This is a genomic window from Rhodococcus sp. NPDC060176, from assembly GCF_042728675.1.
Classification (GTDB): domain Bacteria; phylum Actinomycetota; class Actinomycetes; order Mycobacteriales; family Mycobacteriaceae; genus Rhodococcus_F.
Window position 1 is genome coordinate 299,679 of sequence record NZ_JBHWYS010000006.1, and the last position, 22,261, is coordinate 321,939.

Consider the following 22,261-nt stretch of genomic DNA (forward strand, 5'->3'; position numbering starts at 1 on the left):
GTCTACGACCTGACTGTCGTCGGTATTGGTGAGAATCTCAAGATCTGCGAGGAAGTGCTAGGTGGAACAGCTAGTCTGTGTCAAATATGGCCTCGAGACGAGAGAGTAGCGTCGTCCATTCACGCGCCAGCGTCATCCGAAGTTCGCCTTCAAGGTCCACACGGTCCTTCTCCGCGAACCAGTCGCGATTGCGCTCAACGACCCGATTTCGGTAGCCGGACCCCTGGCCCCATGCTTGCAGACAGTCAGTCCACATTGCAGTGTCCTCCTGCAGTTGCTTTCGGTACAGGGTTTTTCCGGATAGCTGCATCTTTTTGAGCAGATCGTCGTAGGTCTGCGACATCAGTCGTGCCGCCTGCGACAGGAGCTCGTTGGCCTCAGGCATCGAGTCCGAGAGTGTCTCGCATAGAGAGGTGAAGCTCTTCACCGAATCACGCAGGGTAAGGACTGCGAGTCGGCGCGCGCCGAATCCAAGTTGATGTGAGTAGCTGAGCGACCGCCACTCACCTCCACGCCTGGCCGCGGCATGGACGGAACTTGCATGAGCAGAGGAGATCTCGGTAAACAATGTGTCGTGGATTTGGCTGCGTACTGTGGCTGGTTCGCGGTTGTTCTTTGCCCAGCTACTTACGAGACGGCTAGCGTCGCGTTGAACCTCAAGAACTTGTTCTTGCTCGGCATTTGCGATCAGGTTCTCAGCGTTTGCCAGGATGTCGCGAAGCTGTCGACGAAACTCCTGCCGAGTATGTGCCACACGGTTAGCGAGGAAATCTCGAAGCCGATTCGGATCGTCGTCGAGAGCGTTGAAGAACTCGACGGGCATCGAATCGAGTTGGTAGGGTCCGAGGGCGACGCTGACCTGTTCAGACTTGAGCTCGTACCCTTCCTCGATCGATTCCGCCCGGAGCCCAGTTTCGTCTTTGACCGCAAGTGCTTCCTCCGGTCGAGCAAGGACGAGAATTGCGCAGTTGGAGTCGATTTGAGGGTTTCCGATGTCTCGGGCCCGTTTGAGAAGGTGTTGTACAGACTGCTCCGGTGCTGCGTTGAAGCTTGAGCACAGTACCGCGACGGTGTGCGGGTCTTCCAGATGTGATTCCAGGTCCGCCCGGCCTGTTGGCTGATCGATACCTCTTGTATCAACGATGTTGATCGTCAACCCAGGTATGTTCGCCATCAGCTCCGGGAGGACCAGTTCGATACGCGTTGGAAGCGAAAATTCGGGGTGTCGACCATTGTTGATGCGTTCGAAAGTGCTCTTCAACCAGTCCAACGGGCTTGAGGCAATGCTGGGGTCAAACCACTCGTCTCGGCGGTCTCGTCGATGGAGTCCCATCCGTGTCAATAGTTCGACGACGAGTTCGCGCTTTGACGGGATAGCCGTGGCGAGGTCCTTAGCGGGGTCAGATCGGACGGTTTTTCCGTCGGCGCCCTTTGTCCGCGTTGGGTTCAAGCCCGCCATGTTGCGTATGGCCCGCTCGATCTCGCGTGGAACGGCTCGGAAACCCTCAGCCGCGTGCTCGTCTTTCGTGTCGGGTTGTCCCGCGCGGAGTAGTTGGTCGACAAAGTCTTCGACGTCAACGCGGATATCGTCATGCGTGCGCGGTTCTACGACGACACCGTAGCCAGGGCCGACTCGGAGATGGACCTCGCACAGCGTAATTCCTCCGCCGCCTGTCTCGAGCACGGGCGATGGACGCCCCTGTTGGCCCTCAACCTCAAGGCCTGTGGCGCGGCAAATTGCCGTCGACTTTCCGGCCCCAATACTGCCGATGAACGCTATCCCGTGCTCTCGGCGCAAGAGGAGCTTGGCGGCCTCACGGATCTCTTCGATGTATTCCTGCAGTCGTCGTTCGAAGGCAGGACGGATGCTCGGCGTGACAGCGAGCTGCAGGAGCGAGTTGGCCAGCTGTTCGGCGTCCCAGAGTAGGTCCTGGTCAGAATGATCGAGTGCCGGGCGGGGGAGGATAGACCAATCGCGAGCCATCGCTTCGGCTAGCTCTGTGGCTTCGCGGGTCCCGATGGCAGCCAGGAGCAGGCTGAGTTCTTCGTCTGAAATCTGGCGATCGCCGGCTTCAATGCGCGACAGCATGGCAGGGCTCCACGTGACCTGTTTAGCGAGCTCGCCCTGCTTGCGGCCCGTCTGTTCGCGTAGTTGAGTAAGGCGATGCCCCAGTTGAACGGCACCGATTGAGTTGATCGTCGACATTGACCCACCTTCGATTGAATGACTCATGCAAGCATGCAGCATCAACCAGGTCGAGTCAATGATTGATTTCAGAGGATCCGTGAAACGATGTTGAAACCCTCACTGTTCATCGTCTGGTGGTGACGCGAAGTCGATCGAGAACACTCGTGCAATTTCATCGGGTGTGAGGGGTTGGCGGAAGTTCAAAACCTGCCCTGCAATTGTGGTGAGGTCGCGGATGCTTGCTCCCGACCTCGCATGAACAGTGCTGCCGCCAAAATCAACGAGCAGATCTGACAAGCCATTGGTGGTGGTAGTGGACGACACTCGGATTGTGGCTTCGGTGACGTAATAGCGGTCATCGAGCGAAGTGGCCACGTCTTCTACATCACTGCGTACGTCGGGGCTCTGCTCTGCATCTATCGTGATTGAGCGCCGAATTCCGTGCAGTGCGACCCGTGCGAGTCGGTAATTTGCTAGAGGTCCGCGTAAGTTCTCCCACGAGGCCGCAGAGATATTGTCGCGAGCCTTGATGAGTCTGCCGTTCTTGGCCACAAGGATTCGCTGCGTACCCACGTCGATGCCGAGTCGGCCGGATTCAAATGACCAACGATAGTTGTGACTACTCGGCATCATGGTCGCTGGCTCATCGGTGACCGGTCTCCGAGACACTCCGAGGTATGCCCAGTTGGCCTCCCAATGGTCTGCATTGGCATTGATAAGCGGTGAAATGTCAAGTTCGGTGATATCGTCTCGAATCCTCTCAATGTCGTCGAAAGACATCATTGTTCCGATGTAACGCCAGAAAGCAGTGTTTTCGATCGCTTGTGGTTGTGTTAGCAGCCAGGGGAGGAGGTGGCGAAGCTCCGCCAGTGATAGCGCGCCACCAGCAAGTGAAATTCGTGCCTGCAAGTCCTCCGAAGTGGCGTGCGTTGCGAGCTCAATCAGCTGTGCCGTGCGATTGATGCGCGCCGCGGCGTCTTCGACGAAACTATCGGAGATCAGCGTCGCGAGACCATCCGGATCGAGGCGGGTATCGATGTCCGACGAACCATCGACGAGGAGTTCAGCTTTGTGGTGGTCAATATTCCCCCGTGCACCGCGGATGAAGTTGGCTCGCACCAATCCAGAGAGAGGAGAAGTCTCGGTTCCGTTTACGCCTGCGATGACCTCGACGGCGCTCACATCTGTCACGAGCGTTCGACTCAAAGGCGTAAGTGGCCCGGTGTTGTGGATTTCCGGGGATGGGGTTTCGCGATCTTCGATACCTTCTAGCGAAAGTAGAACAGGCTCTGCCTTGGATAAGTAGTGAGTGTCGTCGCCGGCAGCGATCGACGAGTACGAGTCGCGCAGGTAAATCCGCCGTTCCCCGCGCTCGCCAGGCCATCTCACCACGAAATCAGGAACTGCGCTGTGGTTGAAATAGTGAGTGTCATCGATATGCGCAGTGTTATCGAGCTCCTCTAGCTGTTGGCGAACGACAGCTTTGACCCGATCGATGTATTCCAAGCCGTCCGCGGTGTCCATTGCCGCGCGAATTGATGCCGTGAAGGTCATAGGGTGGACTTCTTTCGTGGCAGCGCGGTTAGTACCTTCGCCAGCTCGTCTGCGTCAAGACTTAAACTCTCCTGCTTGGGATTGAATGTCAATACCCAAGTGCGTTCGGAAACAGTACGAAGAATCTGTTGATCTACTTCATGGTCCCCCAAAAGTTCCTTATGCGAGGACAATGCGGTTTGAATCTCGTCGGGGGACTCAAGATGTGCCCAACGGTTCATGGGACCGAATGGATGCCACGATACCCACATGAAATTTCGTTTATCATCGGCGCGGGATTTCGATAGCCGTCGTGCAGTTGAACTATATGCCACGGCCAAAAATTCATGGTATTTCTCGCGGAGATGTGAATCAGTCGTGACGTTCTTGACCTCGACAGAAACGGGTGTCCGTTCCTCTTTGAGGAAGTAGCCCGCAAGATCGAATACTTTGACTGAGTCGTTTAAGCATTCGACCTCGCACAATGCCTCATTCTTGTACGAGTTCCAAGGAAGTTCCACAAAAGTGGTGGCCTCAAGCCATCTTTGAGCAGTGCGTGCCCCAATCCGTCCTTGCTCTTGTGTTGCTTCCCTAGGCATGTTGAGTAACTTACACTGTGTGGCTCTGTAGAGCGGTGTGTAGGCCCAGTTCCGGGATGCAGAGTTTTGATGATCGGATCTGGTTCCAAGCCGGTCATCACCCGAGGGATTGCGATCGGTCGGGATTCCCATCGGCGGCGAATCGTCGATAACTCATGACAGCGACCTTGACGCAGACATCGTGGAGTTCGAACGGAAAGACGGATGGGTCCGACTGGGTTGGCTAAGCGTCGAATCTCACGTGAGTCGACTAGCTCGCAACGGTCTCCGATCGGCTTGAACTGAACATGATTACGAGTCTATGGGTGCTCTGCTCTCATTGGAGAAGGCCGTAAGAGTCCAGCCTCGATCCGCACTCCAGTCGTATGAAGGGAGAAAACATGTGCGATGCCAGCAGTCGTGCCAATTCACTTCCCTCCGAAGTCTGTTGTTGAAGATGTTGTAGTCCATCGCTCACTGGTATGCCATGCCGTCGCTCATGAACAGTGCTTCCATTAAATTCTGGTTCGTAGCATTCGAGATTCGGTCCTCGATGCCCGAGGTAGTCAGATCAAGTGCTCTCAGCGCGCCGCTGATCTTGATGACAGCTATGCACCTTCGAACTCGATCAGAATGCTCCCGTGCATACCGAGCAAGAGCGGCCCATTTAGCGGAAGTGTCGGACAGGTCCGGACGGTGCGGATCCACAATATCCATGGTAAAAATCCCCCCATCGTTATGCCAGAACAGGAAGTCTGGGTGCATCAACTGATGCTTGTCGCCGAACATGTAGGGCACGGCGAGGGCATGCCGGCCCGAGGACGGATTGCGATACCAGGCAACGAGCGACTCGGACGAGAGCTCTGACTGCAGAACCTCGGATTCCCACGACGAACCGGAGGTATCGACGGGAAACCCACCGGCATTCGGTTTACCGTCGGGGATCACATACAGGTGTTTCGGGTATGTGGTGATGCCCTCGGTCGCGTCACCTCGCACCCTCTCAGTCGCGGCCGGGTACGCGTCGCGAATCTCTACCGTCGTGGGGAGCATCGGTGATCCGCCGAGGTACCAGAGCGGCTCTATCTGATCCCGGATATGACGCGGCCGACGTGACACCTCCGATTGGTGCCGCTCACGCCATGCGCTGATTAGCTCGGCTGCCTGTTCTTCAATGACATCCTTGAAACCTAGCGATGCCATCGCCGACAGGCGTGCGGCAGCGTCGACATCGTCGTCGCCATCATCACAAAGCGCATTGAAGTACCAATTAGCTGACCCATCCGGGAGGACCCGTTGAGCGCGGCGGAAGTATCCGTCGAGATCCCGCTCGTTTGTTCGGGCATCGCTCTTCCCAACGCTCTGCATGATCGCCTCGCCGTACGCGACCATCGTCGTCCCGACGGTCAGAGACAAAATATCTTTGACCTTGGCATCGAGCTCGTCACGGTGCTGGCCATCTGCGGCCCTCATCTGGTCAACAATCCATTGCTTCGCCTTCGTTGATCCCCGAGCCTCAACACCGTGCTCGGTGAGCCCGGCAGCAAGCCGCATCAGTTGCGCGGTACGAGTACTGAAGGTCGCCTTCTGTCGTGTGTATGAGGGCAGAGTGTCAAGAAGCTCGAATACCGCGGCGGGCACATTTGGCGAACGTCCACAGACGACAGGCGAGACCACGATCTCGACCTGCACCGTCTCGTCCTCGGTCAGAGCATTCACGACGCGCATAACGTGCTCAGTACGAAAACCTGGGAGGTAGGCGGCTACTTCGTTTAGGCGGTCATCGCCGGCGTCGACGCGTTTCGCCAACGGCGTGCGCACCAGTCGGCCAATCAATTGCGCGATCTCGGTATAGGACTCCTTACCCTGAAACGACACCAGAACTTCAGCGCGAGGGCAGTCCCATCCCGTCGTGAGAGCCGACTTGAACAGCACCACGCGAGCGCGATCGTCGCCGGAGATCGCTTCTGGTGGCAGATAGCGAATGCTGCGATCTCCAACCCTGAGCGGTCCGTGTGGGTCACCAAAAGCGTGTGCGACCGCATAGTCGGTCAAGTCTGGCCATGCGGATTCGATCACAGACAAGATCTCCACGAGCCGCGGTTCGGTGACCTTCGGTTCGACCTGTACAACGAGCAACGGCTCGACCAGCCGATCGCCGGTAATCTCGTGATGTGTCCGCCACGCCTTGTCGGCGGCTTTGAGGTCGTTGACTGCAAGTTCGAGCATCGTGTTATCTGCGGACTGCGACTCACCGACGCTGCGCAGCAGGATTCGGTCTTTGAGCAGACCGGACTCGCGTACCTCTCCCGGTGCGATCTCGACTAGACGCACCGTTCTGTCCGCGGCACGCATCGCTGCGTCGAACCGGTCGGGTGTCGCCGAGATCCCGAGCACCATCGGCGCTGCCGGTTGGACGGTACCGATGTTGGTCTGTCCTCCGCCGACAATAGTCCCGGCGATCGATTTCCGATCTGTCTTGCTGGTACCCGATCCACGGTGTGCCTCGTCCCAGATCACGAGGAAGTCCTCGCCGCGCTCGCGCACTGTGTTGGCGATCATTTCCCAGCCACCGTGCGTGCGCTTGTCATTGCGAGAACCGTCGGCGCGGATCGCGTGTAGGGTCGAATTCTTCTGGAGGGCTTGGATATGCGCGAAGTAGATCAATCCAGGTTCAAGAGTTCGCTGATCTGCCTCCCCGAGATACCGGATCCGGTTCATGGCAATCCCCCCGCCAGACGCCTGGTGAATCTTGCCGATCGTCTGAGCATTCAGTGCACGATCATCGGTGATCCACAACACTGTGGTTCTCGGGTTCGGGGGGCGGGAAGGAGTGCCCAGATACAAACCTTCAAGTACCGCCGTGGCAATAACCGTCTTGCCTGCGCCGGTCGGGGCTGTGAGACCGACCGCAGTGCGCTCACCGTCCTCCAGATATCCCGCGCGTGCCTTGACTAGATTCGTCATCACCGACTCCACCGCGTTGCTCTGATACGGCTCCAGCGCGAATCTCACCGGATACCCCCGGCTGTGTTGATCGTGTAGTTCGACAAGTAGTCCTCATATAGCTGGACAGTCTCGACCCCGACCGGGAGTCGCTCGACTGCTTGACTGTATTCCGCAGGGGAGTCCGTGATGATAAATAGAACCTGAGGTGTTCGACCGGCAGTCACTGCTTCAACCACCGCACCGGTGAACGTGGTAAGAGCATCGATCTCGAACAACGCTCCATACGCTTCGGACAATGACCATCCGGCTTCTGGAATTTCTTCGATCCGTTCGCCGCGCGCGCCACCTTCGAGCCACAACAGCGGTGCGACCGCGGCGAACTCACGTCCGCGACGGACCATTCCGGGATCGAGATACGTGAGGTCGAACATCTCGACATTGGCTGACAATCCGTCGGAGAGGCCGGATCCGTCAGGACGCACGCCCGTGACAACAGTTGAGAGTCTCGGGCGGCATACGTACTCGAACACGCCGCGGCATTCCCACTCTGAATCACCCGGGTGCACGCCACGCGCGCGCAGTTTCTTTGCTTCTTGTGCACCGACTTCATTGTTGGTGATCAGAATCGACTGACGTGAACCGCCATCTTGCGCATTCAAGCGCATCACTGCTTCGGTCGTCGTACCTGAGCCGCCGAAGAAGTCCAGGATCACTGCGTCGGAATCAGATGCAAGGCTGATCCACCGCATCAAGACGTCCAAGTCCTTCGGATTGGGGAATCGCCTCTCGCCGAGTATCGACTCTAGATGCTTGCCAGAAGGGTTCCGGTCTCTCACGAAGACTGATTCAGCGACCTGGGTGTCCATTTCGTCCAAGAATGTCTTCCCGCTAGGAATACGCGACTCGTCGGCGCCAAAGACAATCCGACCGGACTTAATGCGGCGTTGCATTTCGGCGCGCGAGTAACGCCAGCCGTTCTTGGGGGGAGGTATTTCACCGCCCGTTTCAGGATGAACCAACGGATAAGTAAGGTTGGGCCGAGGATTTGGGCTCGCGATACTTCCGTCTGTACGGATCGGTCGACCATCGACATCCAATGTGGTGAAGCGTGTGACTGCGTCTGAGGCGGCCCCGGTGGCTTTGAACTCCTTCAACCACTTTCTCCACGCTTTAGTGGCCTTCGTATGGTCCCCGTCGGTAGTGAGCCAGATCTCGCGGGCGGCACCTAATGCGTCATGGAGTCCCGGTTTCTGCTCACGCCACCGGATCTGATTCGCTGCAATCGTCGATTCGTCTTTGGCGTAGATCAACATGTAGTCAGAGCCGTTTGAGACGTACCGTGAATCGTTCTTGCGGCCGCCCTGCCAGACAACATCAGAGATGAAGTTTTGATCGCCAAAGACCTGGTCGAGGAGCATTCGTAACCGATGATGCTCCTCGTCTCCAATCGCGACGATGATCGCGCCGGTTGACTTTAGTAAGTCGCGGGCAATGATCAGTCGACGCTCCATGAATGAAAGCCACTTCGAGGACTTGGCTCGATCGTTCTGGTCTACATATCGGTCATTGTAGATCCATCCATCGTTACCGGTGTTGTACGGCGGATCTATGTAGATCAGATCTACTTTCTCGTGGTGCGTCGACCGCAGCGCTTGCAACGCGTGAAAGTTTTCGCCGTTGATCACGATGTGCCAGGGCGCATCGTTCGAGCCGTTGGCGATCTGCTCAATTGACTGCAAGCCGGGATAGATTGGCTCCCCGAACTCTCGCACCACAACGAGATCGGCAGCCAGCTGCTCCCCTCCATCTCCAACGAGAACGGCGACTTCGCGGGTCTTGTCTGTGAACCGAAGGACTGTCCACGTTTCGATCATCGACTCGTCACGAAGCGTCACACGGACGCCCTTGCGGATCGGGTGATCAACCAAACGAACTGACTCAGGCAGGTGCCGATCGAAGACCATGCCGAACCGCCGCGAACCGCGGAGAAGATCGACCTCCCGAGCGAGGCGACTGCGCAGAGACTCGTCCTGAATCTGGCTGATCAGCTGATCAAGGACGTTGGTCTCATCTGCCATTTGGCCCTCTTCCCGGTGCAATCCCTCGAACATTTCGTGATGCCAAGAAGCCTATGGGCAGCCGCTAGTTGATCCGACAGCGGGCCCGGATATACCTGTCTATGTAGTCCACTGACCGCCTCGGCCAGATGGCGCGATCGTGCATGTCGTTGGCTGACACAACTGAAACCATATGTGCGAGGAATCGCCCAGGTATCTACTTCATGAAGGACACACGGCCGGGTCGACGCGGGGTTCTTCATCACGTGGATTGTTCGAACTGCGTTGAACCAGTGTCCGGTAGCTCGCTGTCAGTTGGTGTCGACAGCCGAAGGGCGCGTCCGAGAGTGCCACCGAGTATGGCCTTTTCGCCCGTTGTCGGCGATGTCAGCGTCTTCGCGTGCGGAGCGGTATTCGTTGACAGCAGCGAGGAGTCCGTGAGTGAGTTGGCCGACGGGTATGGCGTCGACGTTTCTGGCGGCGCTGACGAACGTGACTTTGTGTGCGGTCAGTTCGGTGACGATATGGACATTGTCGGCCTGGTTGCGTGCGAATCGGGACAGGTGTTTATGACAGGTCGTAAATGTTGGGTACTGATGTTTCTGTCGGACCACACGTCTTCGGGGAGTTCTTGAAGTACTGGTCGTTGGGTGATCGTGCGGCCGGAGCAGCCTGGTCCGATGTGCGGGCGTAGCCACTGTCGAGCGCTGACTCGTAGGTACAGCAGGGCGTGGGAGGATGGCGTGGCTAGGTGGGTGGCCTTCTTGGCTACTTTTTGTGCGTACCCGTTCAATTTTCTATGAGTCAGTGGCTTGAAGATGCGTTGATCTTTCGCAGCGGTGAGTGTCGCGCATAACCTTCCCCCGTCAGCAGCTGGGCTTGTTGCCGAACCGTTCCGCGCGGTCGACGCCGAGCTTTCCTCCCATTTCGTGCCAATGACAAGCCAGGGTAGTGATATGTACGGCATCTTCGGTTTGCGTTCATGCTCGTGACGGCCGCGCCACTGGAGACGATGCGGGCGGGGTACAGCCGAACCTTGCTAAGTGAGTACTTCGAGTTGCGTGTCGAAATCGCTGTGGCCTCTGCTGATAGGAGAGGAGTAACATTCAGCTCGCCGCCTAATCTGCTGTGCTTCTGGCTGCCTTCCGATCTCAGCCGGCCGTACTAACAGATCGAGCAGAAAACAACGCAGGCAATGTCGTGAAAGTGAAATATTTGGCCCTGAAGGATGCCGAGTGACAGCCGTGGCCCGTAGTGCGCTAATTCGTCATGCCATCAGTACGGATGCCGCGTTCGCGGGCCGTTTCATCAGGAGTCTCCCGCAGGCTGGTGCGGTGGCTCCGACGGCCCTGTCCTGTATGTTCAGTTATTTGTCACTCATTATGTACGAGTCACACAAACAACTGCAGCGTTTAGATCCAGCTGCTGCCTCCAGCGCTACTTTCACTGTCGGCGCAGCTGACTTGTTGACTCGCTCAAGGCACAGCTTGAAGCTGTTTGAGGACACGCATCGAGGCGTACAGGGGCAGTTAGACTTTTTTGCCAACGAGGTCGCCCCGGCACACCATCGAGCATTCATCGAGCCGGTACGGTTACCGTTCGCCTCGGCGTGGAAGGCTGATCTCGGGCTAACGTGGCACCGTGATGCACTTGTGACATCGACGTTCGCCACGACATTTGCGCTCGGATATCCGCCGGCGGATCTGCTCCTGAGCGAGTCGTCAGAGAAGACGCTCAATGAGATCGCGCAGGAGTTCGGTCAATACTTCAGCAGTAAGGAAGATATCTCGGTTCTTTCGGATCACTCGTTTGCCACATCCATCAGTATTGCTGATCTGGTCAGTCGGGATGTTCGTTCTGCAGCGTGGTTTCGCCAAGGGTTCAACGGTGACGGCACGCCGGAGATCAATATGCTCCTCAGCGTATTCCAGGGCCTTATGAATACCTGTGTCGAGCTGTTTAGCCTTGATGTCACCATGGCGTCGCGACAGACGATCTTTAAATTGCGATATCTGACGGTATATCAAATCCTGCGTAGTCTCGAAATTCTAAGGAGTCAGTATAAAACTAGTTTGCTAGCAGTTTCGCGTGCGCACGCAGCCAATATCTTGACAGATTCGGACGCGTTGCTTATCGCCGACCCGACGAAGAAATATCTGCGCAATACCCTGATGCACTACGGTCCCGATAGTCGAATTGATCTCAGTAAACTCACGCTTGATCAGCCGCTTTACGGCGTGATTGAGTAGGTCTTTGGTCTGGATTTCGAGGATATGGAGCATCGCATTGAGTATCTCGCTATTCGTGTCTCCGAAGAGTTGAACAAGTGGTCGAAGAATTGTTCGAACAAACGATCTAAATGATAGGTTTCGCAACCGACCAAATGATGTAGCGCTAAATTTGGTTTATCGGTTTGGTTTCAATTCATGTATCTTGCTGGTTGTCTGAGTTTCGAACGATGGTGAGTTTCAAACTGTTGGCTTACCGGGCAAATCTCAATTTTTCAGACCTGGATCTCGTGCAGCGTCGGTTCTACCGCAGAATAGTTGTCACTCAATGAACTTGCGCAACTTTTGGATTGTAAAGGGTATGAGGATGATGTGGTTTCGGGTACTTCTATTAGAAGAATCGTCAGATGAAGAGGGAGAGTCGCCAGTATGCGACTCTAGTTATGGGTCTTTGTAATCATCGCAGCATTCGAAGAAAATTCCGATGGGGTCGATCTTGCGCGGCGTTCATGGTGTTGGCAGTGGCAGGATAATCTAGGATTGATTGACTGGTTCTGCCGAGTGCTCTCATCATTTGCTGGAGCACTCGGCGAGATCCGTCACGCAATTCGGTAACCGAGGAAGTCGACGGCCACATAACTGATGTGCGGTGCCATCATCTGGAGTGCAGGTTCGTGCCTGGCGATCTTCGTACCGAGTTCTCTCGCTTCGTCGCTCGCTTCGTCTGTCGAGGACGGTTGCCCTGCGCGCGGCGCGCCGAGTTTTCGGTACCCAAACTCATCAACGATGAGCTTTCCGATTTGCGGACCGAAGTGTCCGATTCCAGGCCATTGGGCCTGTAGACCAATTGCCAGCTCGAGCGCCTCGGCACTTGCGTTCGTTGCCACTTTGTTTTCGATCACGGCGTGACCCTTTCCGTAGTGGGGAGTATTCTCCCTCGGTCCGTTGCGGGTACAAGTCTAGGGAGGAGCGCCGACATTGAGATGGACGTGTGCCTCCTCACGACTCCGGACGGTTCTCAACGTGAATGTGAGATCGCGTGGCAGGCAAGGCGGTCTGTGAGCTCACGTTCGCTGGCCGGTTGTCCTTCTCCGCTGATATCGCCCTTGTATTCGGCGTGGGGTGAGTCTGCCTTTGTCGATTGCCCAGTGATGCTCGGGTGATCTTCAGCGCGCGTCTCCGTGTCAGCAAGGGAACTTGACGTGGCCAAATGACGCCAGTCTTTCGCAGAGATCCGATTATGTGATTGTCACTTCGCCGGCCGACTCCCGCCTCGTGCCCGCATCACCACTCCCTTGCTGATCAGTGCACGTCGTACCGTGTTGGGTGCAGTCTGGAAGTGTGTACCAAGTCGTGCCAGTGTCCAGCCCTCTCGGTATAGCTCGCTTGCGTGTTCGATCTGCGCACGACTGAGTCCTTGTCCTCGCATCGTGACGTTATGGTCACTAAGTATCTTCAGGACACTGCCTTGGCTGAGTTGAAACCGTTGCTGCAGTGTTGGCGTGGAGTCACCAGCTCGATACGCTGCTACCAACGCCGCTATGTTCTCGTCTGACAGTCGCCGAGCCAATTTGTGGGTTCGTGGTGGGGGAGTGACGATCGGGCTGACCTGGCGTTTTCTAGACGACTCCACTTTATTGATGAGCTCAGATAACTGTTTCCCCTGGTCAGAGTTTTTCGAATACTGCCCCAGTAGCTCCACATTCAGGTGCCGCGAGCCCGCGGCTCAGCCCCAATGACTTTTGTCGAAGAGCATGCTGCAGACGATCGCCAAGGCGACAAGTGCGCAGAGTGCAACCACCAGGACAGTTGCCCACCGGTTGTTGGGATTGAATCGCCTGGCAATGCGCCTGCGGTTGCGCCTGAGTCGAGCATTCGTGGTCACGCAAGGAATCGTCGCATCATGATCGTCGATTCCAGATGAGGTGAAAGTCTCGGATTCATATGACCAATTTCCCGACAGAGTCGGATGTGCAGCGCTTCTGGATGTGACCGAGACAGCGACCACTCGGAAGGCGAAGGAAAATAGGTACCGATCCGGGCAATTCAGCGTATGTGCTCAACCTGACGAAGTGTCACGCTCTAGATGTACCTACGCACGGCGATCGAAGATGATTTCGAAGATCGACCTCAGGGTTCACTGAACAATTGTCTGTACCTGCTGGCGCGAGCCCGACCTACAGGTGACGACGATGCGTTCCAGCGACACCCCGAGCGTCGACTTACGCTGGTTGAACAGTTAGCCGGCACGAAAACCATCTTCGCCTGGTGTAGGTGCAGGCAGTCGAGCCGACCCCCCGCGGCTCGGCTGCCCTCAACAGGCGAAGTGAAGCCCGAATGGCGCCGAATCGGCGATCAGGGCGTCAGTCTGCGGACCGAATGTCCATGGAATGTAGAAATGCTCGGAATCTAATTGGGAGACAACAGGTTTGTTTGATCCCGCGGCTGAGGGGCCTGAGGATCGCCAACCTGCGCTGGGGTACTCACGAACTATGTCGGAAGGTCCGCGCCCGCGGAGTAGATCTACGGTGCGTCCGAACTGGCGGGAAACACTTGACGTTGAGTATCCGGCGCCGACTTGTTAGCGCTATCGGGCTTTCTGCCTAGGGCTCGCTTGGCTATCCATACGGCAGGTGCCGACAGGAACGGCAGATACACAAAGATGTAGCTGTCGAACTCAATGCCCAACGCGAGGTAAACCCCGAGGTGAAATCCGAGCAGGACGACAATCCCGATCCTGAACAACGCAGGGAAGAGGACGGCAACGATCAACCATCCTTCGGCGAAGACAGTGGCGTAGTCGAGTGCCTTCCAGAGCCACATCGCGTGAATGTCGAATAGTTCGTATGTCAACGGGCCGAGCTTGGTCGGGTCAGCCACGTCTCGTGCCACATAGCCCCGGGTTGCCTGCAATTCAGGGTTCAACCATCCCGACACAGCTTTCGGTAGTGCCGCCGTAAACAGGGCGTAGGCGATCGTTACAGCCCAGATGAGCATCGGCAGCCCGCTGGTCCGGGGTGCTTTGCGTTGTGTACGTGAGCGTCGTGCGTCGAGGGATAATGTGGCGCCCCATCCAGCAGCGGCCATAGCCACAGGCAAGAGCTCGAACAGAATGAAGTGATCGACCTTGCCGAAGGAATGAACGATCCCGCTACCGGTCACCAGCACGACTGTCATCGCGACGGATACGAACATCGTTCGATAGCCGACGAGAAGGGCTAATGCCAGGATGAAACGGATGACTTCGAGGCCGACGAGGAAGCTCTCGGAAGGCGGTGGCGACAGCACGGAAAACGGACCGGACTGCGGATGAAACAGAATCGCCGGAACCTTGCCCGCCCACTCGTAATCGATGGGAAACGCGATCACATACAGTGCGAAGAGGATTCGAATGACGGCAAGGAACCTTGCATCCGCGCGGTACGACTCGCACAACTGATCGATGTAGTCGCGCAGGAACAACAGAGTTCCCGCACGGGCTCTCATAGATCAACCTTTGTCGTTTCGCACGGGTCAGTTGACGCAACGGTTCCGTCGTTGATGTCGATAATTGTTTTGCGCCAGCAGAACTCGATACTGTCCGGGATGGCACCACTTCCGATTTCGACGCTGCGGTTTCGGAGCCATTCGACCAATTCAGGGTCCGCTGTTCGGGTGTTGCGGTCGCCTGCCCCGCTGGGGCGGAACGCATAATCGAGTGATGCTCTCGCGGATGAGTAGCGAATATCGCCGGCGAGGTCTACTGGGTTGGGACTCATCGTGGATCCGTCGGTGTAATGGAGAGTGATATCCAAGCCACTTCCACTGAACTCGCCGTCTGCATTGGGCACGCCACCGAAGCTGGGCATGCGAATTGTCGGGTACGGCTCGGGGCGGACACCGAACGAGTAGGCGCCTTGCGCGAGGAGTACGACCGCGAGTGCTGCGATCGCGATCAGTCGCCGACTGCTGCGCTTTGCTTCTTCTGGCATGTCGACGTTCTTCCTGTCATCTGGTGCCGGTTTCTTCGAATGAGAAAAATAGAGGGGATTGCCGAGCGCGGGACTGGGTGTTGTCGCGCGTCCGTGCAGACGTACCGAAAGTAGTTGAAGTGTCGACGAAATATAGCTGCGTGATTGCCGATTGTCGCGGCGTTGAATTGGAAATGGACTTTGGTCCGTCGAATGGGGGACAGTGTGCCCTGAATGCTTTGCCGCGCCGTAACTTCCAGCAAGCTGGGCCCCGGACTGCTGTGAGAGCGAGATTTCGCTCCTTTGTCGAAGTTCGATTCAAGCGGTACGACAGATGCTTGACACTCGCTCAGAGGCAACATGATTCGACCCCGTATGTTTACGGGGTGATCAAACCCAACAAGCGAACTGTCGCCGTCATCGGTGCCGTGGTTTTCACCGTCGTAGCGGTGATCGTAGGATTTGCGTACGAGCAATCCCGAGACAGTCGGGCAACTGCCTCTGTATCGCAGGCCGACAGTTTGGCGCCGGCACTGAATGCCCCTACCGACGACTTCGACACGGTCGCAATTTTGGGGGACTCTTACTCGATTCCGAACACGACGGGAGATCACTGGCCGGCACTGCTTGCCTTCGATCGTCGCTGGTACCTGGCAGATTTTGCGAGCGGTGGTACCGGCTACGTCCAAGGAAACGCCGAAAAAGGCAAGCTACCGTTCGGTGCGAAAATTGATCAGGTCGTTGCGGTGAATCCCGAGGTCGTCATCATCGCCGGCGGTCGAAATGATGTTTCGTACCCGCTCGAAGTGCGAGATGCGACTCGGGAGTTATATGCGCAGCTACGAGATCGGCTTCCCGACGCCAAGGTTGTAGTCATCGGCCCCATCATGGACAACCGGCCTCCATCCGAGACCGCTGTCAACGTGAACGATCGAATCCGTTCCGCCGCTGAGCAGTACAAGCTACCTTTCATCGATGCGCTCACCGAGAACTGGCTGTCGGACCCGACGCTACTCAAGGAAGACGGCATGCATCCAACGCCGGCTGGTCAGAGGCTCATGTTCGAGAAGATCAGCGAGCACCTTCACTCGCTCGGTCTCTAGCTCCGAAGGAAAACAAAGAGGATCCCGCACACGCGGGATCCTCTTTTTCGTGAAAAGTGCTGTCGGACTTAGGTCATCTTTAGCGAGGACTTTGGGCGCGGCCTCGGCTGGGCAGTTGCCTGACGCGGTGATCCCTACGCTTTGAGCTCGTTGGCGGAATGTCGCTCTTGTACTTTGGCGGTGGCGCAAACTTCACGGCAGCCTGATCGGAGATGGTCGGGACTGCGCAGATCATGTCGGCATGTTCGCCACAGCTGCTGCTTCTGCGGCACTGTGATCAAACCGGGCAATCGGAACAAAGCACTTGCCGATGAGTTACAGTTGTTGCTAAAGTGTAACGATAGAGTGTGAACAAATAGCAACTACGAGGTCGCGCTGCCGGAAGTCGGTGGCGCCGGGGGATCGCTTTGCTGTCGATGGGCACGACGTCGTTGGACGGCGCAGACAAGGGCTCGGCGAATTTGTGTCGGGTCGCAACCCTGGTCAACCTGACAGGTCAACGTAACGGAGAACACGCTGTGACAATCAAGGACTCGATCCCGACTGGTGCCAAATCTGAACAACGAAACAGGCTGTTCGGCAACACTATTCGATCGAATGAAGGCCAGGAGCTGGTCGAGCGGCTGAATGCCATGTTCGAGCGAGCGGACAGTACAGGTCAGGTCGTGAATCAACGTGAACTCTCGACCGTGCTTTCTGCGCGGAGATCCGAGGGTGCGCCCGGCGACCGGTCAATTCCGGCGCCTGACAGGTTGATGCACGCAACCGAGGGACTCTCGTACGAATCTCTTTCGCTGTTGATTCGCGCGGCCGAGCATTTACTGCGTTCGGAAGGGGTACATGTCGACTCGACGCCCTTCATGTGAGGATTGACGAGACCAAGTGAAGCCTCGGCCACAATCGCGTCACAGAATCTTTGAAGTTGAATTGAAAGCCCTGGGAAAATTTCCAGTGACCGACCCGTCGCAGGCGGACGAATATTTGTCACCAACGGAATGACATTCATACGTCGGTGTTTGTAATTCCGTTGTGCGATAGGCGAACCGGACGCCCCGCGTTGCTCAACCGCAAGATCCCGATTCCGCTGCTTCGAAGGCGTCCTGGATGCGCTGACGCCCCTCAGCGTCGAATCCCCTCCAGTCGCGGTATGGTCCGCTCATGTATTCGCGGACTCGATCGATCGGCGACATGGAATCGCTAGGAGTACGTCCCAATTCTTCGGCCAGTCCGAGTATCGACTGGCATATCTTTTCGATGGAATCTGGTACGTCGAGCCTTCGGACCCACGTTCCGCCCGTTTCGGTGGTTGTCGTTGCGGTGTCGGGTTGCTGCACCGCCGGCGCCGCGCAACCCCCAATCATCAAGCCGGCGGCGAGGATGGCCAAGGCGAGCGAAGAGCGCATGTTTCGAATCAAACCAGATGCCGCAAACGATTATGGAAATTCGCAATACTGAGCACGATTCGTTTCATCGGCCAAGCAAAACAGCCTGACTCCGCTCTGGCGGACTATTCTCGATCCATGCCGATCACCCCGGATACAAAGAATTGGACCTGGGTCCTCGAACGCCCTTGCACCGAGTGTGGGTTCGATTCATCCAGCGTCGCATTCACGGACGTTCCCGATCTGGTGCGTGCCAACGCCGCCTCCTGGGCTGAAGTGCTCGAACGCGAGAACGTGACGGTGCGGCCAGACAGCGAAACATGGTCGGCGTTGGAATATTCCGCCCACGTGCGCGACGTGTTCAGGATCTTCAAGGTGCGGTTGGAACAGATGCTCGAATTCGACGATCCGAGATTCGAGAACTGGGATCAGGACGCAACAGCTGAGGCCGAGCGATACAACGACCAAGATCCGGCAACGGTGGCATCGGAATTGTCGGACGCTGCTGCGGAGATCGCGAACGCCTTCGAAACCGTGCCGGAGGGTGGCCGCCAACGACGGGGCCTCCGCAGTGACGGATCGGCGTTCACCGTCGAATCGCTGGCGGCCTACTTCATTCACGATCCGATCCATCACCTCAACGACGTATCGGCGTAGTCAGAGCCCACGTACCTCCTCGAGAGTTTTTCTGGCTCCGACGGAGTGCAACGAGTCGAGAGTCTTTCGGAAGCTTGCGACAAATCGGCGGTCGTCCACGAGATCGCCGAAGATTTGGCGGTTCCCGACGAAGGCCAGTGGATCGCTCGACTGTTTTTGTGCGAGAGGTACCAGAGTGTCCGCCATCTGATCAACGACGGTGATGGGGTCGCCATTCTCGTTTGTGCCCTCGGCGTAGCGGGCCCAGCTGGCGACAACGGCCGTGGACAGGTTGATCGATCCGCCGGCGTCGAGTTGCTCCCGAATGACGGGCAACAGCCACTTGGGAATTCGATCGGACGACTCGGCACACAGGCGCGCAATCGTGTCGCGGACGTGAGGGTTCGAGAATCGTTCGATGAGGGTCTTCTTGTACTGATCGAGGTCGACGCCGGGTACCGGGTCAAGGGTCGGCGTCGCTTCGAGATTCATGTAGTCGAGCAGGAACCCTGACAAGAGTTCGTCCTGGCATGCCTCGTGGACCAGGCGGTATCCGGCAAGGTAGCCGAAGTACGCGATGCCTTGATGGCTGGCGTTGAGAAGGCGCAGTTTCATGAGTTCGTACGGGCGAACGTCCGGCACCAGATTCACGCCGGCATTCTCCAAAGGGGGCCTGCCTGATGTGAACTCGTCCTCGAGGAACCACGCGGTGAAGGGTTCCGCCGCGACCGGCCACTGATCTTCGACGCCAAACGTCTCGGCGATCTCCGTGGTTACCTCGGCTGTCGTGACGGGTGTGATCCGGTCGACCATGGAGTTGGGGAAGGCGCCGTTCTTCTCGATCCACTCCGCAAGTTCGGGATCCTTCAGGGCAGCAAAGGCTCCGAAAGCCTTCCTCGCGACTGATCCGTTGCCTTCGATGTTGTCGCAACTCATGATCGTGAACGGTGTCAGACCCCGGTCTCGACGGAGTGCGAGTGCAGCGCAGATCAGACCGAAGGTGGTGCGGGGGAGTGTTCCTGGTTCAAGGTCGTGCACCACATCGGGATTGGACGAGTCGAACTCTCCCGTGCTGTCCGAGATGTTGTACCCGCCCTCGGTGATGGTGAGGGAGACGATCTTCGTCGATTCGGATGCCATCTTCTCGATCACCGCCTGCGGATCGTCTGGAGCGAACAGGTACTCGACTATCGACCCGATGACCCGGCCCTCGAGCGTTCCGTCTGCATGCTTGAGTGCCAGGGTGTAGAGGCCGTCCTGTGCTCGGAGTGCGTCTCTCATTCGCTTGTCCGACGGCATCACTCCCACACCGCAGATTCCCCAGTCGAAGCCCTCGCCACGTCGCAGGAGAGTATCGATGTACATGGCCTGGTGTGCACGGTGAAAGCCGCCGACACCGAAATGCACTATGCCGGTAGTGACTTTGCTCCGGTCGTAGTTCGGCACTTGGAGTGAAGTGTCGAAGTCGTGCAAGGTCTTCGTATTGAGTTCCATGAAAGTTCTAGTCTCCTTCGGCGACGATGACTACGGCTTTGATGCTGCCGGGAATGCGGTCGGCCACCAGGGCCTCTTGCGACTGTTCGAGTGAAAAGCGTGCAGTGACCATCGAATCCAGATCGACGCGGCCGGCGGCGACCAGTGCGGCGGCGATCGGCCACGTATTGGCGTATCGGAATACCCCGGTCAGAATCAGTTCGCGGTTCTGGATGATCGGGACCGGCAACGGAATCTCGTCGGCACCCATTCCGACCAAAACGACTGTCCCAGCCGGCCGAACGGCGTGAATGCCGTCGATTACGGCGGCCGTGGCACCCGAAGCGTCGATGAATGCGTCGACGGCGAGAGAGCGTAGGTCGCTTTCGCGGGGATCTACGACCGTAGTTGCGCCGAATTTCAGTGCCACATCACGCCGGGCCGCATCGATGTCCGAGACGATGACTTCCGTGGCGCCGAATGCCTTGGCCACCTGCGTCGTCACGATTCCTACCGGACCGGCGCCGGCGATCAGCACTCGAGAGCCAGCCGTGATCCCTGCCTTCTGGGCTGAGGCGATCCCTACTGACAGTGGCTCGAACAGCGCAGCTGCTTCGTAGGACACCGAATCTGCGACTGGATGGGCGAAGTCGGCACCGATCGTGACGTAGTCGGTGAGTGCACCGTCAATCGGAGGTGTTGCGAAGAACTCCATGTGAGGGCAGAGGTTGTATCTGCCTGCCTTTGATTCGGGACTTGTCGGATCAGGCTTCTGAGGTTCGATGGAGACGCGCTGCCCGACGCGTCCCGGATCGACGCCGTCGCCGACTGCGGCGATGCGTCCCGCTGCCTCATGTCCGAGAACGAGGGGTGCGTTGACGACGTAAGAGCCGATGCGGCCTTCGCGAAAGTAGTGCGCGTCCGACCCGCACACGCCCACGGCGTGGATGCGGACGAGAACTTCACCGGCCTTCGGGGACGGTCGCGGTCTCTCGACCATCTGCATCTTCCCGGTCTGAATGAGGACATTTGCCCGAATTGTCGCAGGTAGATCGAAGGATTCTCCGGAAACTGTTGTGTGGGTCACAACCTAGATGTTAGCTTAATGAGCATAAGAACATCTAGTGAGCATTTGCTCACGATCGAGAAACTTTGAACCTGATGCACAAGGAGACCGTGTGAACCAGTCGGCTCAGCCCACAGGACTCAAGCCGTCGAAGTTGCCTGCTTCCGAGGATGTGCGGCTCGCGTTGCGGGCTGCGACCATGTATCACCTCGAAGGCGCTACTCAAGCGGAGATTGCAGCGAAGTTGGGCGTCTCGAGGCCTACGGCCGGGCGACTGTTGGCCAGGGCGCGGACGCAAGGTTTGGTCAGGGTCGAGATTTTGGTTCCGCCCGAGCTCGAAGGTTCGGTGAACACGGAATTGGAATCGAAGCTGGAGAAGCACTTCGGGTTGGCCGAAGTGTTGATTGTCCCCGAAGCGAATTCGGACTCGGACGATCCGGACTTCGATGCGCTCGGCCGACGTGCAGCGGAAGTTCTGGTTCGCCGCCTGCAGCCGTCGAGCGTGCTCGGATTCACGTGGGGCCCGGAAACTGTTGCGGTAGCAGGTTCTTTGCCAGACAGGGCGGCGAAGTGCTCGGCTGTGGTACAACTTGACGGCTCCATGACGGTGACCGACTACCAAACCGGTGTCGACTTCACCATCGGCCGATGCGCACAACAGTTGCAGGCCAATCCTATTCGCCTCAATGCTCCGCTATATGCCGATCCAGCAACGGTGGAGTCGATGCGAAACGACTCGGTCATCTCGAAGGCACTGAAGGCTGGAACAGATTCCGACATCATGGTTTTCGGAGTTGGTGCTGTTTCGACGGCCACGACTTTGTTTGCCGGCAGTTTCGTCGACTCGACCATGCTGGACGAGTTGGAAAGTCGAGGGGCTGTCGGTGAGATCGGCGGCCGTTTCTACACGATCGACGGAAATCCAGTGGAGGGGCCACTGCCTGAGCGGACGGTCTCCGTCCCGCTCGACGCAGTGAAATCCTGCGATCAGACAATTCTGATTTCGGGGGGAACACACAAACGCCAGGCCGTTCTGGGCGCATTGCGCGGAGGTTTGGCAAACGTACTCGTCACCGATGTCGAGTGCGCCCAGTGGCTGCTCGAAGGGTAGCGCTCTC

The 22,261-nt window shown here is 57.4% G+C and carries 18 protein-coding genes and 1 pseudogene; 5 read left to right on the top strand and 14 right to left on the bottom strand.

Annotation, left to right across the window (positions count from 1 at the left end):
• Positions 1–70: 70 nt before the first annotated feature.
• The 7 genes and pseudogenes from ACFWEM_RS25960 to ACFWEM_RS25990 form a co-directional block, all read right to left on the bottom strand.
• The gene (locus tag ACFWEM_RS25960; RefSeq protein ID WP_378538433.1) at positions 71–2,206 is read right to left on the bottom strand and encodes a helix-turn-helix domain-containing protein; all 2,136 of its coding nucleotides are present in this window, start codon (positions 2,204–2,206) and stop codon (positions 71–73) included.
• 99 nt (positions 2,207–2,305) lie between these two features.
• Positions 2,306–3,742: a hypothetical protein gene (locus ACFWEM_RS25965; protein WP_378538436.1), complete on the bottom strand. Its 1,437-nt coding sequence runs from the start codon at positions 3,740–3,742 to the stop codon at positions 2,306–2,308.
• Positions 3,739–4,320: a hypothetical protein gene (locus tag ACFWEM_RS25970; protein WP_378538438.1), complete on the bottom strand. Its 582-nt coding sequence runs from the start codon at positions 4,318–4,320 to the stop codon at positions 3,739–3,741. The genes ACFWEM_RS25965 and ACFWEM_RS25970 overlap by 4 nt, the downstream gene beginning before the upstream one ends.
• 453 nt (positions 4,321–4,773) lie before the next feature.
• On the bottom strand, positions 4,774–6,654 hold the full coding sequence (locus tag ACFWEM_RS25975) for a phosphate ABC transporter permease (protein ID WP_378538554.1): 1,881 nt from the start codon (positions 6,652–6,654) through the stop codon (positions 4,774–4,776).
• Positions 6,655–6,678: 24 nt separating this feature from the next.
• A pseudogene (locus tag ACFWEM_RS25980) lies at positions 6,679–7,314 on the bottom strand (DEAD/DEAH box helicase family protein); the annotation flags it as partial.
• Positions 7,311–9,212 (bottom strand): site-specific DNA-methyltransferase, encoded by a 1,902-nt coding sequence (locus ACFWEM_RS25985; RefSeq protein WP_378538441.1) that lies wholly within the window; start codon positions 9,210–9,212, stop codon positions 7,311–7,313. The pseudogene ACFWEM_RS25980 and the gene ACFWEM_RS25985, both read right to left, overlap by 4 nt.
• A 404-nt stretch (positions 9,213–9,616) precedes the next feature.
• Entirely contained in the window at positions 9,617–10,003 is a 387-nt protein-coding gene (locus tag ACFWEM_RS25990) for a recombinase family protein (RefSeq protein WP_378538444.1), read from the bottom strand.
• 537 nt (positions 10,004–10,540) lie between these two features.
• Between ACFWEM_RS25990 and ACFWEM_RS25995 the strand changes: the two genes are divergently transcribed.
• Positions 10,541–11,554: a hypothetical protein gene (locus ACFWEM_RS25995; RefSeq protein WP_378538446.1), complete on the top strand. Its 1,014-nt coding sequence runs from the start codon at positions 10,541–10,543 to the stop codon at positions 11,552–11,554.
• A gap of 578 nt (positions 11,555–12,132) precedes the next feature.
• Here the strand turns inward: ACFWEM_RS25995 and ACFWEM_RS26000 are convergent.
• From ACFWEM_RS26000 to ACFWEM_RS26015, 4 genes are all read right to left on the bottom strand, one after another.
• Entirely contained in the window at positions 12,133–12,435 is a 303-nt protein-coding gene (locus tag ACFWEM_RS26000; RefSeq protein ID WP_378538449.1) for a hypothetical protein, read from the bottom strand.
• 824 nt (positions 12,436–13,259) lie between these two features.
• Positions 13,260–13,418, bottom strand: a complete 159-nt coding sequence (locus tag ACFWEM_RS26005; RefSeq protein ID WP_378538452.1) for a hypothetical protein — start codon at positions 13,416–13,418, stop codon at positions 13,260–13,262.
• Positions 13,419–14,056: 638 nt separating this feature from the next.
• On the bottom strand, positions 14,057–15,019 hold the full coding sequence (locus ACFWEM_RS26010; RefSeq protein WP_378538455.1) for a hypothetical protein: 963 nt from the start codon (positions 15,017–15,019) through the stop codon (positions 14,057–14,059).
• Entirely contained in the window at positions 15,016–15,504 is a 489-nt protein-coding gene (locus ACFWEM_RS26015; RefSeq protein ID WP_378538458.1) for a hypothetical protein, read from the bottom strand. Before ACFWEM_RS26015 ends, ACFWEM_RS26010 begins: the two co-directional genes overlap by 4 nt.
• 365 nt (positions 15,505–15,869) lie before the next feature.
• Here ACFWEM_RS26015 and ACFWEM_RS26020 point away from each other — a divergent pair, with 365 nt between their 5' ends.
• Complete coding sequence (locus ACFWEM_RS26020; RefSeq protein ID WP_378538460.1) at positions 15,870–16,586, top strand: SGNH/GDSL hydrolase family protein; 717 nt, start codon at positions 15,870–15,872, stop codon at positions 16,584–16,586.
• A 431-nt stretch (positions 16,587–17,017) separates the two neighbouring features.
• Positions 17,018–17,452 (top strand): hypothetical protein, encoded by a 435-nt coding sequence (locus tag ACFWEM_RS26025; RefSeq protein WP_378538462.1) that lies wholly within the window; start codon positions 17,018–17,020, stop codon positions 17,450–17,452.
• 195 nt (positions 17,453–17,647) lie between these two features.
• On the opposite strand, the gene ACFWEM_RS26030 is transcribed toward ACFWEM_RS26025, so the two are convergent.
• Positions 17,648–17,989 (bottom strand): hypothetical protein, encoded by a 342-nt coding sequence (locus tag ACFWEM_RS26030; protein ID WP_378538465.1) that lies wholly within the window; start codon positions 17,987–17,989, stop codon positions 17,648–17,650.
• A gap of 117 nt (positions 17,990–18,106) precedes the next feature.
• Between ACFWEM_RS26030 and ACFWEM_RS26035 the strand changes: the two genes are divergently transcribed.
• Complete coding sequence (locus ACFWEM_RS26035) at positions 18,107–18,625, top strand: DinB family protein (protein WP_378538469.1); 519 nt, start codon at positions 18,107–18,109, stop codon at positions 18,623–18,625.
• On the opposite strand, the gene ACFWEM_RS26040 is transcribed toward ACFWEM_RS26035, so the two are convergent.
• Positions 18,626–20,098 (bottom strand): mannitol dehydrogenase family protein, encoded by a 1,473-nt coding sequence (locus ACFWEM_RS26040; RefSeq protein ID WP_378538472.1) that lies wholly within the window; start codon positions 20,096–20,098, stop codon positions 18,626–18,628. It lies immediately after the preceding gene.
• A 7-nt stretch (positions 20,099–20,105) separates the two neighbouring features.
• On the bottom strand, positions 20,106–21,116 hold the full coding sequence (locus ACFWEM_RS26045; RefSeq protein WP_378538552.1) for an NAD(P)-dependent alcohol dehydrogenase: 1,011 nt from the start codon (positions 21,114–21,116) through the stop codon (positions 20,106–20,108).
• 139 nt (positions 21,117–21,255) lie between these two features.
• Here ACFWEM_RS26045 and ACFWEM_RS26050 point away from each other — a divergent pair, with 139 nt between their 5' ends.
• The gene (locus tag ACFWEM_RS26050) at positions 21,256–22,254 is read left to right on the top strand and encodes a sugar-binding transcriptional regulator (protein ID WP_378538475.1); all 999 of its coding nucleotides are present in this window, start codon (positions 21,256–21,258) and stop codon (positions 22,252–22,254) included.
• Positions 22,255–22,261 lie beyond the last annotated feature (7 nt).

What these genes read in the sequence shown, in the direction of transcription:
- ACFWEM_RS25975 (WP_378538554.1), bottom strand. Translation starts at nt 6,654, where the DNA reads ATGCGTGCCGCGGACAGAACGGTGCGTCTAGTCGAGATCGCACCGGGA.
- ACFWEM_RS25965 (WP_378538436.1), bottom strand. Translation starts at nt 3,742, where the DNA reads ATGACCTTCACGGCATCAATTCGCGCGGCAATGGACACCGCGGACGGC.
- ACFWEM_RS25970 (WP_378538438.1), bottom strand. Translation starts at nt 4,320, where the DNA reads ATGCCTAGGGAAGCAACACAAGAGCAAGGACGGATTGGGGCACGCACT.
- ACFWEM_RS26030 (WP_378538465.1), bottom strand. Translation starts at nt 17,989, where the DNA reads ATGCGCTCTTCGCTCGCCTTGGCCATCCTCGCCGCCGGCTTGATGATT.
- ACFWEM_RS26035 (WP_378538469.1), top strand. Translation starts at nt 18,107, where the DNA reads ATGCCGATCACCCCGGATACAAAGAATTGGACCTGGGTCCTCGAACGC.
- ACFWEM_RS26010 (WP_378538455.1), bottom strand. Translation starts at nt 15,019, where the DNA reads ATGAGAGCCCGTGCGGGAACTCTGTTGTTCCTGCGCGACTACATCGAT.
- ACFWEM_RS26040 (WP_378538472.1), bottom strand. Translation starts at nt 20,098, where the DNA reads ATGGAACTCAATACGAAGACCTTGCACGACTTCGACACTTCACTCCAA.
- ACFWEM_RS25960 (WP_378538433.1), bottom strand. Translation starts at nt 2,206, where the DNA reads ATGTCGACGATCAACTCAATCGGTGCCGTTCAACTGGGGCATCGCCTT.
- ACFWEM_RS26015 (WP_378538458.1), bottom strand. Translation starts at nt 15,504, where the DNA reads ATGCCAGAAGAAGCAAAGCGCAGCAGTCGGCGACTGATCGCGATCGCA.
- ACFWEM_RS25985 (WP_378538441.1), bottom strand. Translation starts at nt 9,212, where the DNA reads ATGGTCTTCGATCGGCACCTGCCTGAGTCAGTTCGTTTGGTTGATCAC.